The organism is Corynebacterium pyruviciproducens ATCC BAA-1742, assembly GCF_000411375.1.
Taxonomy (GTDB): domain Bacteria; phylum Actinomycetota; class Actinomycetes; order Mycobacteriales; family Mycobacteriaceae; genus Corynebacterium; species Corynebacterium pyruviciproducens.
Window position 1 is genome coordinate 1,131,744 of sequence record NZ_KE150446.1, and the last position, 16,049, is coordinate 1,147,792.

Here is a 16,049-nt window from a genome sequence, read left to right on the forward strand (position 1 = left end):
AAGGAAGAAGAAAAGGCCGACAAGGCCGAGCCTAAGGAAGAGAAGAAGGCCGACAAGCCGGAGCCTAAGCAAGAGGAGAAGAAGGCCGAGCCGGCTGATAAGCCCGAGCCGAAGGAAGACAAGGCTGAGAAGGCTGACGCTTCCGCCTCCGGCGATGATCACGTTCCGTATGTCACGCCTCTGGTGCGCAAGCTCGCCAAGAAGCACAACGTTGACCTCAACAAGGTTGAAGGTTCTGGCATCGGCGGACGCGTGCGCAAGCAGGACATCCTCGCCATTGTGAACGGGGAGGATACCAAGGGTACGGCGGAGCAGGGCTCGTCTGCGGCACCCCGCACCTCCTCGAAGTCGGTCGATCCTGAGAAGGCGGAACTTCGTGGCACCACCAAGAAGGTCAACCGCATTCGCCAGATCACGGCGAAGAAGACCCTCGAGGCGCTCCAGACCGCTGCACAGCTCACCCAGCTGCATGAGGTCGATATGACACGCGTTGCTGAGCTGCGTAAGGCCAACAAGCAGGCGTTCCAGGACAAGTACGGCGTGAAGCTGACGTACCTGCCGTTCTTTGCTAAGGCCATTGTGGAGGCGCTCGTCTCCCACCCGAACGTCAACGCGTCCTACAACGCGGAGACCGCCGACATGACGTACCATGATTCCGTCAATCTCGCCATCGCTGTGGACACCAAGCAGGGCCTCTTGACCCCGGTTATCCACGACGCGCAGGATCTCAGCCTCCCCGAGTTGGCCCAGGCCATCGTGGATATCGCCGATCGTGCACGCAACAGTAAGCTGAAGCCCAACGATCTGGCGGGAGCCACCTTCACCATCACCAACATTGGTTCCGAGGGCGCTCTCTCTGATACGCCCATCGTGGTTCCTCCGCAGGCAGCGATGGTGGGCACCGGTGCTATCACTAAGCGCCCGGTGGTTGTCACCGAAAACGGTGTCGACGCGATTGCCGTTCGCCAGATGGTGTATCTGCCCATGACCTACGATCACCAGGTCGTCGACGGCGCCGATGCCGGTCGCTTCATGACCACCGTGCGTGACCGTCTTGAGAACATTGACTTCGCCCCCGATCTCGGACTGTAACTAGCCCAGCACCCCTCGGGGTAGCGAACGAATAATTTCTCGTTACCTAGTGGTTCCTCTCCCAACAAAGAGAGGAACCACTTTTTCATTGCCTGGCACGTTTTGTAGTCCCCCTCCCCCTCCAGCAGCCGAAACCACCTCCTTTTGGGGGTGGTCACAAAACGTTTTATGCGTGAATACTGTGGTTACTGGTGGTCATACCCAGCCCAAAGTAGCACGTTTCATACTCGTGCATAATTACCCAGTGACAGGAATCACAGCGGTTCGTTTTACCGGCCCTTCTCGCACTTCTCCACGTAAAATCAGATAGGTAATAACAAATCGGGACCCTGTAACCATTAGGAGGAATACCCACTAATGACGAACCCCATCACACCCCTGCCTTTCTATAACAGGCACATTGGGCCAGATGCCGACGATCAGAAGAAAATGCTCGAAGATCTGGGCTTTTCCAGCCTCGAAGAGCTCATCCGAGCAGCGATCCCTGAAGAGATCATCGAGGACAACGCTGTCACCAAACTCCTCGCCCCCATGAGTGAGCACGGGGCGCAAGAGCTGCTTCGCACCTACGCTCGCCAAAACACCGTCCTGAAGCCCTTCTACGGACAGGGCTTCAACGACACGATCACGCCTCCGGTGATCCGCCGCAACGTAGTTGAAAATCCGGCCTGGTACACGGCCTACACGCCATACCAAGCTGAGATCTCCCAGGGCCGACTCGAAGCACTGCTCAACTTCCAGACCTTGTTTAAGGACCTGAGTGGCCTCGACTTGGCAAACGCATCGCTGCTGGACGAAGCCACCGCCGTCGCGGAAGCTGCAGCGCTTATGGTCCGCGCAGCTCGCAAGGCCAACAAGGTTGTCTTTGACGAGCGCCTGCACCAGCAGGATCTCACCGTCGCGATGGAGCGCGCACGCGTCCTCGATTTCGACGTGGAGATCGCCGATGTGACCTCCGGTATCGCCGAAGAGGGCTTGGCCGGCGTCATCCTCGCCTACCCGGGCACGGAAGGCGATGTCACCGACCTTCGCTCCGTCATTGAGCAGGTTCACTCCGTCGGTGGCTACGTCACCGTTGTGGCGGACCCACTGGCCCTCATGCACCTCGAATCCCCGGGTGCCCTCGGCGCCGACATCGCCGTCGGTTCCACCCAGAGGTTCGGCGTTCCGCTGTTCTTCGGTGGCCCGCACGCCGCCTACATGGCTGTGCACGACAAGCTCGTGCGCAAGATGCCGGGCCGCATCGTAGGTGTGTCCAAGGATGCCGATGGCAACGTTGCCTACCGCCTCACCTTGCAGACCCGCGAGCAGCACATACGCCGTGAGCGTGCAACCAGTAACATCTGCACCGCCCAGGCGCTGCTTGCCACCATGGCCTCCATGTACGCCGTGTGGCACGGCCCGGCTGGCCTGCGTCGCATTGCGGACAGGATCCACACGTACGCTTCCACCTTCGCCGCGAACATCCGCAAGGCTGGTGGCGATCTCTCCGTCCTCCACGATGTCTTCTTCGACACCGTCACGGTTGGGGTTTCCGGTCGCGCCCAGCAGATCGTCGATGCCGCTGCCGATGCCGGCTACCTCATCCGCAAGATCGGCGATGACAAGGTATCCGTTGCCTTCGGCGAGTCCGCCAGGGACGAAGACATCACCGCCCTTCTGGAAGCCTTCGGTGTCTCCCGCGAGGTGGAGTCGGAGTACGCGGAATACCCGGAGTCTCTGCAGCGCAGCGACGATCCGGTTCCGCACCCGATCTTCAGTTCGGTCCACTCCGAGACCCAGATGATGCGGTACACCCGCAAGCTCTCGGATCGCGACCTCGCTCTCGACCGCGCCATGATTCCGCTGGGCTCCTGCACCATGAAGCTCAACCCAGCGGCCGCCATGGAGCCCATCACGTGGCCGAAGTTCGCTGGCCTGCACCCCTATGCTCCCGAGGAGCAGACGAAGGGCTGGCGGGCCATGCTTGAGCAGCTAGAAGGCTGGCTGGAGGATATCACCGGCTATGACAAGGTCTCCCTGCAGCCGAACTCCGGCGCTATGGGCGAGCTCTCCGGCCTCCTCACCATCCGCCGCTACCACGTGGCCAACGGCGACCATGAGCGCGACATCTGCCTCATTCCTGCCTCGGCCCACGGCACGAACGCCGCGTCCGCGGCCCTCGCCGGCCTGCGAGTGGTGGTGATCGCCTCTAACGACGACGGCTCCATCTCGGTCGACGATCTGGACGAGAAGCTGGCCAAGTACGCCGACCACGTGGCGGCCATCATGATCACCTACCCCTCCACGCACGGTATCTACGAGCCCACGGTTCGCGAGGTGTGCAAGAAGGTGCACGAAGTGGGCGGCCAGGTGTACATCGATGGCGCGAACATGAACGCCCAGTGTGGCTGGTCGCGCCCCGGCCAGTACGGCGGCGACGTCAGCCACCTCAACCTGCACAAGACGTTCGCCATTCCGCACGGTGGCGGCGGCCCGGGCGTTGGCCCGATCGGTGTGCGCAAGCACCTCATCCCGTTCCTGCCCGCCGATCCGTTGGCCACAGATCCCCACTCGCCTGTGCCTGAGGGCCAGGGCATCCCGATGGTTGGCACCCTCTACGGCTCCGCCGGTGTCACCCCGATTACATGGATGTACCTCGCGATGATGGGATCCGAAGGTCTCCAGCGCGCCACCGCGTGTGCAGTGCTCAACGCCAACTACGTGGCCAAGGAACTCGACGAGACCTTCCCTGTGCTCTACCACGGCCCCAACGGCCTCGTCGGGCACGAGACGATCTTCGACATCCGTCCTGTGGAGAAGCTGTCCGGCGTCTCCGCCACCGACATTGCCAAGCGCCTCATGGACTTCGGCATCCACGCGCCTACCCTGGCCTTCCCGGTTCCCGGCACGCTCATGTTTGAGCCCACCGAGTCCGAGTCCAAGGAGGAGCTGGACCGCTTCATCGAGGCCATGCGCACCATCCGCGCGGAGATCCAGGACATCATCGACGAGAAGATCGCTCTCGAGGATTCCGTGTTGAAGCACAGCCCGTTCACCGCGGCCTCCGCGATGTCCGACGAGTGGGACTACAAGTTCACTCGCAAGGAAGCTGTCTTCCCCGTCGACGGCCTGCTGCAGGATAAGTACTTCCCGTCGGTTCGTCGCATCGATGAGGCCTACGGCGATAGGCACCTGTTCTGCGAGTGCCCGTCACCGGAGAGCTTCTCGTTCGAGTAATCCCCTCTGCCCGTGCCGTGAGCCCCGAGGCTGGTCCCGGGCCCCACGGCACCCCACACATACCTCACTCCATTCACTTTTTACATAAAGGAGACTTTTGTGACTGAAATTCTGTACAGCCCACTTCACTCCAAGCACGAGGAACTCGGCGCTTCCTTCACCATGTTCGGCGATTGGAAAATGCCACTGAAGTACGGCAACGAGCTCGATGAGCACCGCGCCGTGCGCGAGGCTGCCGGTCTGTTCGACCTCTCTCACATGGGAGAGATCATCGTTTCTGGCCCGCAGGCAACCGACTACCTCAACTACGCCTTCATCGCCGACTACTCCAAGCTGGCAGTGGGCCGCGCAAAGTACAACCACATGGTGGAGAAGGACGGTCGGATCATCGACGATCTCATCATCTACCACGTGGATGAGCGAATCTACTGGGTTGTCCCCAATGCTTCCAACGCCGAGACCGTGTGGGAGAACATGGTCGAGCGCAAGGGTGACTTCGATGTCACGCTCGAGAACAAGAACCGCGAGATCTCCAACATCGCCTGCCAGGGCCCCAATTCTGAGGCAGTGCTCAAGGAGATCATCCCCGAGGACGAGCACGAGAAGCTTGAAAATCTCAAGTACTACGCCGCCGAGTACCACACGGTTGCCGGCTTGAAGGTTCTTGTTGCCCGCACCGGCTACACCGGCGAGGACGGCTTCGAGCTGTACACCGACAACGAGCACGCTCCCGCCCTCTGGGATGCCCTGCTCGAGGCCGGTAAGGATCACGGGCTGCTTCCGTGTGGCCTCGCCGCTCGCGATTCGCTGCGCTTGGAGGCTGGCATGCCTCTGTACGGGCACGAGCTCACCCACGATCTCACCACCGTCGACGCTGGCATGCGCGGTATCGCTGGAAAGGAGAAGGAGGGCGACTTCTACGGCAAGGTTCTCCTTGATCTTCCGGTTTCCCCCAACAAGCTCACCAACATGGTGGGTGAAGGTCGCCGCGCTGCTCGCGAGGGTGCGAAGCTTTTCGACGCCGACGGCAACGAGGTTGGTACCGTCACCTCCGGCCAGCTCTCCCCCACGCTGGGCTACCCCATCGCTATGGGCTACGTGAAGCGCGAGGCTGCTCAGGAGGGAGCCAAGCTGGAGGCCGACATCCGTGGCAAGCGCTACCCCTACACTGTGGTCAAGGGCGCGTTTTACAAGCGCGATAAATAAACATAGGGCATAATGAGTGAGGACGAGGTCGTGTCCTCACGCCCGGCAACTACTCATACGAAAGGTTTGAAACATGGCTAATTTGCCTGAGAACTACTCTTACTCCGCAGAGCACGAGTGGATCGACGCCCCCGCAGCCGAGGCTGAGGGCAAGACCGTGAAGGTTGGCATCACCGAGGTCGCAACCGATGCCCTCGGCGAGATTGTCTACGTTGATCTCCCGTCCGTAGGCGACGAGGTCACTCACTCCGAGCCGTGTGGCGAGGTTGAGTCCACCAAGTCCGTCTCTGACATCTTCTCCCCCGTTTCCGGCACCATCACCGCCGTTAACGAGGCCCTGGAAGACGATCCGGCGATCATCAACAATGACCCGTACGGCGAAGGCTGGATCTTCGAGGTTCAGGTTTCCGAGGTTGGCCCGATGAAGGACAAGGCCGGCTACGAGGCCGACAACGCCTAAACCCACCACACGCGTGGTAGGACGCGCGTGACGCGTGGCGTATCCACATTCCTTACTGGCTGCTAGCGCAAAGCCCCACAGGGGCCGAGGCTAGCGGCCAGTTTTTTCTCGCGGTGCAAAAGACGGAGTGCACGGACCGACCACCGCATGTACCGCGGACTACATTCGACGGATTACCCCCTACGTGCCGCGCTCCACGCCCTTATCACTGCACCTGTTGGCCCGTTTGCAGGAGTAGAAGCACTCGACAGCTCACGCCACACCCGGCGCGCGAGAATTCGCCTTGAGCCTTGAGAATCCATTCCCCTCCAAGCCAAAAAATACTGCCCGGGAGAACCCAGGCAGTAGTTTCTTCGGAGCCGCACCTACATGAGCATGAACGGGATCACGAGGATCTTGTAGATGAGGGCGATGGCGAACGTGGCTGAATAACCAGACATAACACGCGAATCCGTCGTATTCTGCATCGCGTACTGGAGGACAGCTGGCTGGCCAAGGAGACCGGCGACAGCACCGTTGGAGCGCGATTCCGCGCGACCCATGAAGTAGCCGGCGGCAAGCATGGTGCCACAGGCCGCCAGGCACACGATGGCAGACAGCGCTACGAGCTTGAGCCCGGTGAGGCTGAACACGGCGGAGGCAAATGCGTCACCCGAGGCGAGACCGACGGCCGCGAGGAACAGCATGAGGCCGTACTGGCGCAGGGTGAAGTTGGCTGTGGCAGGCAGTTTCCACGAAAGCTTGCCCGTGCGACGCAGCGCGCCGAGGATGAGGCCCACGATGAGCGGGCCGCCGGCGGCACCCATCTCAAACTCGTTGCCGCCAGGCAGCGGGATGGGAACAATCGCCAGGGCATAGCCCGCGAAGAGACCCAACGCGGTGGGCACCCAGTCCAGCTCTGCGGAGATCTGGGCGGAGTTACCAAAGAAGGACTCGATGCTGTCGCGGTCGATGGTCTCGTGCGTGACCTCCACCTGGTCGCCGGGATCCAAGGCGGTGTCCGGGGTGGCGAGAATTGTATCGTCGCCGCGGATAATGCGCAGAATCTGTGCCTTGCCGTTCTTGTAAATGCCAAGCTCCCCGATCTCCTTGCCGGTGATATCGGAGTTGGAGACCGTGTAACGCTGCACCGTCACGTGAGGGCTGCGCAGCCTCTGCAGGGGAAGGCGATCACCGAGAACGCCGACAAGGTCGGCGTGGGTGGCCTTGTTGGTCATGAAGTAGGCCTCGTCGCCCCTTTCAAGGGCGTAATCGACGCGTGCGAAGTGCAGTTTGCCGCGCCTGCGGATGGAGGCGAGGATGAAATCACCGTCGACCTTATCCTCGAGTTCTTCCCTCGTCATGGGGTTGTGCACGCGGATGAGCACGCCACGAAGGTCATCGATACCCTTCTCCACCTGGTCCTTCTTTGCTTTCCACTGCTTATTGATGGTGAGAAGGACCAGGACGATGGCGACGATGATGCCCGTGGGGTAGCCGAGTGAGTAACCGACGGCCGGGTCTGCGGAACCCGTCTGCGCTTGCGCGAGCGACAGGGACGGTGTGGAGGTCAGTGAGCCGGCAAAAGCACCGACGCTGAACTCGCGGGTGAGCCCGAGGGCCATTCCGCCGAACACGGCGACGACGGCACCCACCGTCACGGCCACCACTGACGCGGCCATGAGCCCGAACTGGGCCTTGATATCTTTGAAGAACTCCTCGCCGGCTTCGAGGCCGATGAGGTACACGAAAAGCCCGAGTCCCAGGTTCTGCAGCAACGTGAGTTCTGCGGACTCCGGCATGACGAAAGCACCGACCAGGAGCCCGAGGAATAGCGCACCTGCCGCGCCGAACCGAATGGGACCGAATTTCACGGTCCCAAACCACGCCCCGAGTGCGATGACCAGGAATATCGCAATTAGCGTATTAGTACTGAGCAATTCAACCATACTTTCTAAACTACCTAACAAAGCGCTTATGTACACATGTCAACCTCCACGGCAGGCCATTTAGCTTCTTCCCTAGCGCAGGGCGTGTCCCCGCCGCGCCACATTCCAACCGAGATATCCGCAGCACCACTGCTAAACTGCCAGCACAATCCCGTGTCCGCTTGCGCCACCGCACTCATGGCACCTCATCGTGTGTTTTCCCACCGGCGCATATACAGTCCTCCCCTGAGGCGGGTGGCGGTGCGTTCCAGGTGCCGGAGACTGACCGCGCGACCAGTGCTTGTGTGACCCCCGCGCGCGGTCACAACCGCATCGCCGGTGGTTGCTGCCGTGCGCGGCCACACCCGTCGCGCGGTCGCAATCGCGCGCGGCCACTGCCGCGCGGGTAGATAAGGACTCTCCCGCCGCACGGCGATGACCACTCTTGTACGCACAGCGCCTCCCCGCGTTGCGCGACGGACCCCTCTGCTTTCGAAGCTTCACGGTTCATGCAGCTCATTCACTCTTTTCTGAAGCGGGGGAAGCAGGCAACCCGGCAGGAGGGTAACACTTCGGGGTGCGGTAAGATAACACACATAATTAATAAGTCCATAAGATCTGGCACCCAGCGTGAGGTTGTACTTTTCAGTCCCTGACCACACGGTGAAGCGAGCCTTAGTTGCCACCGCGGAAAGCTGGCAGGTGGCGGCCACCACGACTCGCAAGCACCCCGTTCCGTGGCACCACGTTGCCCACCGAACAGGGACAATGTGGATGTGGAAGCCGTACGGAAGTTTTCGGTGCCCGCAAACGTTGAAAGGTAGTATGACAGCGCCACGTCCCCCCTTCACACCATCCGATAAGCCGATTCGGAAATCATCTGACCCGATCAGCGTGGAAAATCTCGGGGTTCAGCCGTACAAGCCGATGTGGGAGCAGCAGGCCGAGCTGGCTAAGGAGCGTTACGAGGAGAAGATCCCCGATACGATCCTGCTTTTGGAACACCCGAGCGTGTACACCGCGGGCAAGCGGACCCAGCCGGAGGACTACCCCACCATCTCTGATGTTGAAACGGTAGACATCGACCGCGGTGGCCGAATCACGTGGCACGGCCCCGGGCAGCTGGTGTGTTACCCCATTATCAAGCTCGATGACCCGGTGGACGTGGTGGATTACGTGCGTCGCCTCGAAGAAGCGATCATTCAGACGGTGCGCCACATGGGGATTCACACCGCAGGCAGAATCGATGGCCGCTCGGGCGTGTGGGTTCCTGCCTCCGACGGGAAGCCGGATCGAAAGCTGGCGGCCATTGGCATCCGTATCACCCGTGGCGTGACCATGCACGGCATCGCCGTGAACTGCGATAACACGCTCGAATACTACGATTACATCGTTCCCTGCGGCATCTCCGACGCGGGAGTTACCACAATGAGCGCCGAGCTCGGCCGGGACGTGACGATAGACGAGGTGGCCAGGCCGTTGACGCACAACCTCATCGAGGCGTTCGAGGGGTGCCTCCAGGTGGCCGACCACACATTTGGTTCGGCACCGGATCCGACGAAGGGGCTTCCCCACCGTCGACAAGCGAGAAACCAGAAGTAGAACCAACCGAAAGGGAAGGAAGACCCATGGCAGAGAAGAGAATGCTACGCGTGGAGCGTCGGAACTCGACCACTCCCATTGAAAGCAAACCCCGCTGGATCCGCACCCAGGTGTCCACCGGCCCCGAGCTGAAAGACATGCGCGAACGCGTCGCCGGTGCCTCCCTCCACACCGTGTGCCAGGAGGCCGGGTGTCCCAACCTCCACGAGTGCTGGGAATCCCGCGAGGCGACGTTCCTCATCGGAGGCTCCCAATGCTCCAGGCGCTGCGATTTCTGCCAGATCGACTCCGGCAAACCCGATCCCCTCGACCGCGACGAGCCCCGGCGCGTTGCGGAGTCCGTGCGCGAGATGGGGCTCAACTACGCCACCATCACCGGTGTCACCCGCGACGACCTTGACGACGAGGGTGCCTGGCTGTACGCCGAGGTGGTGCGCAAGATCCACGAGCTCAACCCCAACACCGGCGTGGAGAACCTCACCCCGGACTTCTCCGGCAACCCCGAGCTTCTGCGCATCGTGTTCGAGGCACGCCCCGAGGTGTTCGCCCACAATCTCGAGACCGTCCCCCGCATTTTCAAGCGCATCCGCCCGGCGTTCCGCTACGATCGCTCCCTCGATGTGATCCGCCAGGCACACGATTTTGGGCTCATCACCAAATCCAACCTCATCCTCGGAATGGGTGAGACGCCCGAGGAGATCCGGGAGGCGCTCGATGACCTGCGTTCCGCGCACTGCGACATCATCACCATCACGCAGTACCTCCGCCCCGGCCTGCGTTACCACCCCATCGACCGGTGGGTGAAGCCCGAGGAGTTTGTGGAGCATGCCAACTACGCCAAGGAGATCGGGTTCACCGGCGTCATGTCCGGCCCACTCGTGCGCTCCTCCTACCGTGCGGGGCGCCTCTACGCCCAGACCATCAAGGCGCGTGGCGAGGAGCTTCCGGCAAACCTTGCCCACCTGGCGGAGACGTCCCAGGGCTCAACCGCGCAGGAGGCCTCCACGCTCTTGAAGAAGTACGGACCCAGCAAGGACACTCCCGTAGGCGTGAAGTAAGGCGTGACCGCCACCAGCTACACAGGTCACGCCAGGCGCCTCATGTAAACTACAACGGCACCGGTAAAGCGCAACAAAAACCAGACGATTTAAGGTGGTACCCATGGCAGATGCGAAGAGAGAAAAAGTAAAGGCTCAGGAAAAGGAAGCGAAGGCCGCCAAGCGCGCCAAGCGCAAGGAGACCCGCAAGCAGGTGTGGCAGGCCTTCAACATGCAGCGCAAGCAGGACAAGTGGCTCATCCCACTCATGCTCCTGGCGTTCTTGGGGCTGGGGCTTGTTGGCTTCCTCCTCGGCCTCATCTTCCACGCCCAGTGGTTTGGCCTCATCATCGGCCTCATGTTCGGCGCCATGCTGGCCATGTACATCTTCCCCAAGCGCATGGAGAATAGCTTCTACGAGCGGACCAAGGACGAGCCCGGCGCCGCCGCCTGGGTGGTAGAGAATCTCAAGGACGGCCCCGGCATGCAGTGGCGCACGAAGACGGCCGTCGCCGCCAACGCACACATGGACGTTGTCCACCGCGTCGTGGGCGCACCGGGGATCATCCTCGTTGGTGAGGGTGCCCCACACCGTCTCAAGCCGCTCATGGAGCAGCAGAAGAAGCGCCTCAACCGGATTGCCAAGCAGTACCCCGTGTACGAGTTCATCGTGGGCGAGGGCGAGGGCCTGGTGCCGGTGAAGAAGCTGCAGCGTGAGATTATGAAGCTCCCCCGCAACTACAAGAAGAACGCGGTTCCGGCCATGGCTGCCCGCGTGGAGTCCATGGATTCGCAGTTCGGCCCCGGCGCGGGTCTGCCCAAGGGGCCACTGCCCAAAGGCGCGAACAAGATGTCCGGCATGAACCGGCGCGCCCGCCGGCACGCCAACCGGTCGAAGTAACGCCACGCCTCTTCGCATCGCACGCCCATGCGCGTGCGTGAACCCCCCTCGTGGGGGTTCTTTTTATGCAGGAACAGCCACCCCGCTCCCATTTCTTCCCCTGTTCTGCCCGATCGACTCACCGACAGCCACACTGAGGCCTGAGCCACGGCTTTAAGTTGCACGGAATCAGCCCATGGTCACCGACCTCTCGCGCTGCCATCCCGCCCTTTCAGCCCCAGCGTTGTCAGCGCAGCCCCGACAAGCTGTCAAAGATACCCCCCTTAGGGGGTGTAGATGGCTAAAAGGGAGAAACTTTGGTGGTGTGGAACTTATGGAGTTTTTCGTTGACAACCCCCTGTTCACCCTCGTTGTGATCATGGCTGTTGGCCTGCTAATTGGGAAGATCAATTTCTTTGGCATCCGGCTCGGAGTCGCCGCGGTCCTCTTCGTGGGACTGGGGCTTGCAACCGCCGCCCCCGAGATCGAACTGCCACCGCTTCTGTACAACATGGGGCTCACCCTGTTCGTGTACACCATCGGCCTAGAATTTGGCCCCGATTTCTTCCACAACCTGCGCAAGACCGGGTGGAAGCTCAACGTGTTCCTCGTCATCCTCCTGGTCTTCATCACCCTCGTGGCCTTCGGCGGCGCGACGCTTCTCGGGTTCGCGCCCGACACCGCTGGCGGCATCTTCACCGGTGCGCTGGTCAACACTCCGTCGCTCGCGGCGGTGGTGGAGTCCGTCGTGAGCTCCGGGATCGGGGACCCGCAGGTGCCCGTGGTTGCGTACTCCCTCACCTACCCCATCGGCGTGCTTGGGGTCATCGTGGTATTAGCCGTGTTCCAGCGGGTGTTCCGCATCGACTACGCCAAGGAGGCGGAGCAGGCGGGGCTTGGCACCCACCACCTCGAGCACTGGCAGATCAAGGTGGAGGTGGCCAACCTGCCGCCGGTGGATGATATCCCGGAGGTGTTCGATCTTGCTATCATTGTCACCCGCATTAGGCGCGGGAAGAAGGAGATTCTTGCCGACACCGGCGACAGGCCGAAGATCAACGACGTGCTCACCATCGCCGGGGCGCCCGACGAGCTGACGAAAGCGGAAAAGCTCATCGGCTCGTTTGTCAGCGCCCGCCCCGATCGGAACAAGGGGCTCGATTACGACAGGCTGGTTGTCACCGACGAGTCCGCCGTGGGCTACCCGCTGGCGGAGCTCAAGCCCAAGCTTCCCGGCGTGCTCATCTCCCGCGTCAAGCACGGCGACGATGACCAGGTGGCCCGGCCGGACATGGTGCTCCACCTGGGCGACCGTATCCGGATCGTCTCCACCCGCGCAAACGCGGAGAAGGCACGCCGGTTCTTCGGCGATTCCTACAGCCAGGCCGCCACGCTGGAGATGCTGCCGCTACTCGCAGGTCTCATCCTCGGGCTCCTCGTGGGCATGATCGGCATTCCGCTGCCGGGTGGTGTCACCCTCAAGTTGGGCTCGGCGGGCGGGCCCTTGGTTGTCGGCCTCATCCTGGGTGCGGTGTCGCGCACGGGGCGGATGGTGTGGCACCTGCCGTACGCTGCCGGTCGCATTCTCAAGGAGTTCGGTTTGACTCTCTTCCTCGCGGGAATCGGCACAACGGCGGGCGCCGGTTTCTCTGCGGCACTCCAGGACTCGGCCTCCCTCAAGGTGATCGGGTTCGGCGCGGTGATCACGATCGGTTTGGCTGCCACGGCCGTGGTGGTGGGCTACAAGGTACTGAAGATCCCCTACGGCACCTTGTCAGGTTTCATCGCCGCGCTCCACACCCACCCGGCGCTCCTCAGCTACGCGTCCGATCAGGCGCGCAACGATATGCCCGGCGTGGGTTACTCCATGGTGTACCCGATGGCGATGATCACCAAGATTGTCTGCGCGCAGACGCTCTTCTTCCTGCTGATCTAAACCGGAAGCGTCAGCTGCCGCCCCAGAGGACCACGCACGCGGTCCCAACCGCGCTGCCTAGCCGCGGATAACGGCGGTCCCGGTGGCGCGGTCGTGGAGGCCACGGCCGTCGGCGTCGGTAAGAATGGGGGGAAGAATGAAGATGGTGAGTACCGTGCGTGCGAGGCAGCGGAGGAAACCGACGCGCTTGCCGGGGGTATCAACGCACGCCACGCCCATCCCGAGGAGGGCTTGGCCAGGGGTGCGAGCGAAGAAGAAGACGCTGACAACGGAGATGACAGCCCACACGAGGAGCTGGACGGTTGCTTGGCCGCCGAGAGCGTGGGTGAAACTGGTGATGATGAGCGCGATGAGCGCGGCGATAACCCAATCGATGAACAGGCCGCCGATGCGTCGCATCATGGTTGCCAGCGACCCCTCCCCGGATTGGGTGAGGCCGATTTTTTCTCCAGGCCACCTGTTGGGACTGGACGGGTCCTCGTTTTGGGCGGGGAGCATCGGCCCGTTGAGCCAGCTCGAACTCTTGTCACGCATGAGGTCAACCTTACCCGGCACCGCTTTCCAATTTGGCACACGGTATGAAGTAGACTCGAAACATCTGTAAGCGACACGCTCGAGGAGACCACATGACCTTCAAAACAGTGGAGGATATTCAGAAATTTATCGCGGACGAGGAAGTGGAGTTCATTGATATTCGCTTCACAGATGTCCCCGGCACGGAGCACCATTTCTCCATCCCGTCCTCGGAATTTGATGAGGGAGCGGTAGAGGAGGGCCTCGCGTTCGACGGCTCCTCCATCCGCGGCTTCACCACCATCGATGAGTCTGACATGACGTTGTTGCCGGACCTGTCCACGGCTGTTGTTGATCCGTTCCGCAAGGCGAAGACGCTCAACATCAAGTTCTTTGTGCACGATCCCTTTACCCAGGAGCCGTTCAGCCGCGATCCCCGCAACGTCGCGCGCAAGGCCGAGGAGTACCTGGCCTCTACCGGCATCGCCGATGTGTGCCAATTTGGTGCGGAGGCGGAGTTCTACATTTTCGATTCCGTCCGCTACTCCACCGACACGAACCAGGCGTTTTTCCACGTCGATTCCGATGAGGGTTGGTGGAACCGCGACAAGGAGTTCGACCTCGATGGCTCCCACAACCTGGGCAATAAGACCCCGATCAAGGGTGGTTATTTCCCGGTCGCACCGGCGGATACGCTCCAGAATCTGCGCGACGATATGACCCGCAACCTGCAGAAGGTGGGCTTCCACATTGAGCGTTTCCACCACGAGGTGGGTACCGGTTCTCAGCACGAGATCAACTACCGGTTCAACACGCTCCTCCACGCGGCCGATGACCTGCAGACTTTCAAGTACGTGATCAAGAACACCGCGATCCAGGCCGGCAAGTCCGTGACGTTTATGCCGAAGCCGCTGGCGGGCGATAACGGTTCCGGCATGCACGCCCACCAATCGCTATGGAAGGACGGGGAGCCGCTCTTCTACGACGAGTCCGGTTACGGCGGACTTTCGGATATGGCCCGTTACTATATCGGTGGCATTCTTCACCACGCCTCCGCGGTGCTCGCCTTTACCAACCCGACCCTCAACTCCTACCACCGCCTGGTGCCGGGGTTTGAGGCCCCGATTAACCTCGTGTACTCGCAGCGTAACCGCTCCGCGGCGATCCGCATCCCGATCACAGGCTCGAACCCGAAGGCCAAGCGCATTGAGTTCCGTGCTCCGGATCCCTCGGGCAACCCGTACCTCGGTTTTGCCGCCATGATGATGGCAGGCATTGACGGCATCAAGAACCGCATTGAGCCGCACGCCCCGGTGGATAAGGACCTCTACGAGCTTCCCCCGGAGGAGGCGCTGTCGATCCCGCAGGCCCCGGCCTCCCTCGACGAGGCCCTCAAGGCACTCGCAGAGGATTCCGAGTTCCTCACCGAGGGTGACGTGTTCACCGAGGACCTCATCGATACGTACGTGAAGTTCAAGGTGGATAACGAGATCACCCCGGCTCGCCTGCGCCCCACCCCGCTCGAGTACGAGATGTACTACAACTGCTAGTTGAGTGCTCGAACGCCCTCGCTTGAGCCTGTTATCGCAGCCTCTGCCCACGGTCGCCCTCCCGGTGCCGTGGGCAGAGGTTTTTTGCGTGCCCCGGTGACCGCACTTTTCTGCGCCCTCCTCCTCCCCGCACACCCGTCACCGCGGTAATATACCGCTCCTGTTAGCACACGTGGTGCACCGCCTTCAGATTCGGCCCACCTATTTCACAGGACTTTTCGAGCGTTTTACTGTTGCAATTACAGGGACCGAATTCACGACAATCACGGATCGAGAGCGTCAACAACTCATGTCGATGAGAAAAGCTATCGCAGCAGTGTGCATATCTGCGGGACTTGCGGTGTCCGCCGGATTGGCCTCGCCGGCCACGGCACAGGTAGTCCCCGGCGGACCACTTCACAATGGAAACCTTAATTGCAGTCAGGGGTTTGCTGGGACCGTCATTAAAGACGATGGCGCAGCAGAAAACATCATGGTGACAGCCGGCCACTGCCTGGATCAGGGGCAAAAGGCCGTGGTTGGCTTCCGCGGGGGCTTAGTTGAGGTCGGCGACACGATCGCACAGGGATTTATCCGTCCTTTTGTTAGTTATCAATACGGACTAAATGGCATTTTCTTCGGCATCCCGCATTCATCAGACTGGGCTA

At 61.4% G+C, this 16,049-nt stretch carries 11 protein-coding genes; 9 read left to right on the plus strand and 2 right to left on the minus strand.

The annotated features are described in order from the left end of the window. From sucB to gcvH, 4 genes are all read left to right on the plus strand, one after another. On the plus strand, positions 1 to 1,092 hold a 1,092-nt coding region (gene sucB, locus HMPREF1219_RS04850), incomplete at its 5' end, for a 2-oxoglutarate dehydrogenase, E2 component, dihydrolipoamide succinyltransferase (protein WP_016457772.1). A gap of 357 nt (positions 1,093 to 1,449) precedes the next feature. Continuing rightward, positions 1,450 to 4,311 carry an aminomethyl-transferring glycine dehydrogenase gene (gene gcvP, locus HMPREF1219_RS04855; RefSeq protein WP_016457773.1) on the plus strand — a complete coding sequence of 954 codons (2,862 nt, stop codon included), beginning with the start codon at positions 1,450 to 1,452 and terminating at the stop codon, positions 4,309 to 4,311. Between the two features lie 99 nt (positions 4,312 to 4,410). Further along, complete coding sequence (gcvT, locus tag HMPREF1219_RS04860; protein WP_016457774.1) at positions 4,411 to 5,517, plus strand: glycine cleavage system aminomethyltransferase GcvT; 1,107 nt, start codon at positions 4,411 to 4,413, stop codon at positions 5,515 to 5,517. A gap of 73 nt (positions 5,518 to 5,590) precedes the next feature. Then, positions 5,591 to 5,977 (plus strand): glycine cleavage system protein GcvH, encoded by a 387-nt coding sequence (gcvH, locus tag HMPREF1219_RS04865; RefSeq protein WP_016457775.1) that lies wholly within the window; start codon positions 5,591 to 5,593, stop codon positions 5,975 to 5,977. A gap of 365 nt (positions 5,978 to 6,342) precedes the next feature. Here gcvH and HMPREF1219_RS04870 read toward each other — a convergent pair whose 3' ends face one another. Then, the gene (locus HMPREF1219_RS04870; protein WP_040426919.1) at positions 6,343 to 7,905 is read right to left on the minus strand and encodes an aspartate-alanine antiporter-like transporter; all 1,563 of its coding nucleotides are present in this window, start codon (positions 7,903 to 7,905) and stop codon (positions 6,343 to 6,345) included. 804 nt (positions 7,906 to 8,709) lie between these two features. On the opposite strand from HMPREF1219_RS04870, the gene lipB reads away from it, so the two are divergent. From lipB to HMPREF1219_RS04890, 4 genes are all read left to right on the plus strand, one after another. Beyond that, a complete protein-coding gene (gene lipB / locus HMPREF1219_RS04875) occupies positions 8,710 to 9,486 on the plus strand; it encodes a lipoyl(octanoyl) transferase LipB (protein ID WP_040426921.1) in 777 nt (258 codons plus the stop codon). A gap of 26 nt (positions 9,487 to 9,512) precedes the next feature. Continuing rightward, positions 9,513 to 10,544 carry a lipoyl synthase gene (gene lipA, locus HMPREF1219_RS04880; RefSeq protein WP_016457778.1) on the plus strand — a complete coding sequence of 344 codons (1,032 nt, stop codon included), beginning with the start codon at positions 9,513 to 9,515 and terminating at the stop codon, positions 10,542 to 10,544. A 103-nt stretch (positions 10,545 to 10,647) separates the two neighbouring features. Continuing rightward, positions 10,648 to 11,424, plus strand: a complete 777-nt coding sequence (locus HMPREF1219_RS04885; RefSeq protein ID WP_016457779.1) for a DUF4191 domain-containing protein — start codon at positions 10,648 to 10,650, stop codon at positions 11,422 to 11,424. Between the two features lie 313 nt (positions 11,425 to 11,737). Further along, positions 11,738 to 13,339, plus strand: a complete 1,602-nt coding sequence (locus tag HMPREF1219_RS04890; protein ID WP_016457780.1) for an aspartate:alanine exchanger family transporter — start codon at positions 11,738 to 11,740, stop codon at positions 13,337 to 13,339. 57 nt (positions 13,340 to 13,396) lie between these two features. Here the strand turns inward: HMPREF1219_RS04890 and HMPREF1219_RS04895 are convergent, their stop codons facing one another. Beyond that, positions 13,397 to 13,873, minus strand: a complete 477-nt coding sequence (locus HMPREF1219_RS04895; RefSeq protein WP_016457781.1) for an RDD family protein — start codon at positions 13,871 to 13,873, stop codon at positions 13,397 to 13,399. A gap of 92 nt (positions 13,874 to 13,965) precedes the next feature. On the opposite strand from HMPREF1219_RS04895, the gene glnA reads away from it, so the two are divergent. Continuing rightward, positions 13,966 to 15,402 carry a type I glutamate--ammonia ligase gene (gene glnA, locus HMPREF1219_RS04900; protein WP_016457782.1) on the plus strand — a complete coding sequence of 479 codons (1,437 nt, stop codon included), beginning with the start codon at positions 13,966 to 13,968 and terminating at the stop codon, positions 15,400 to 15,402. Positions 15,403 to 16,049 lie beyond the last annotated feature (647 nt).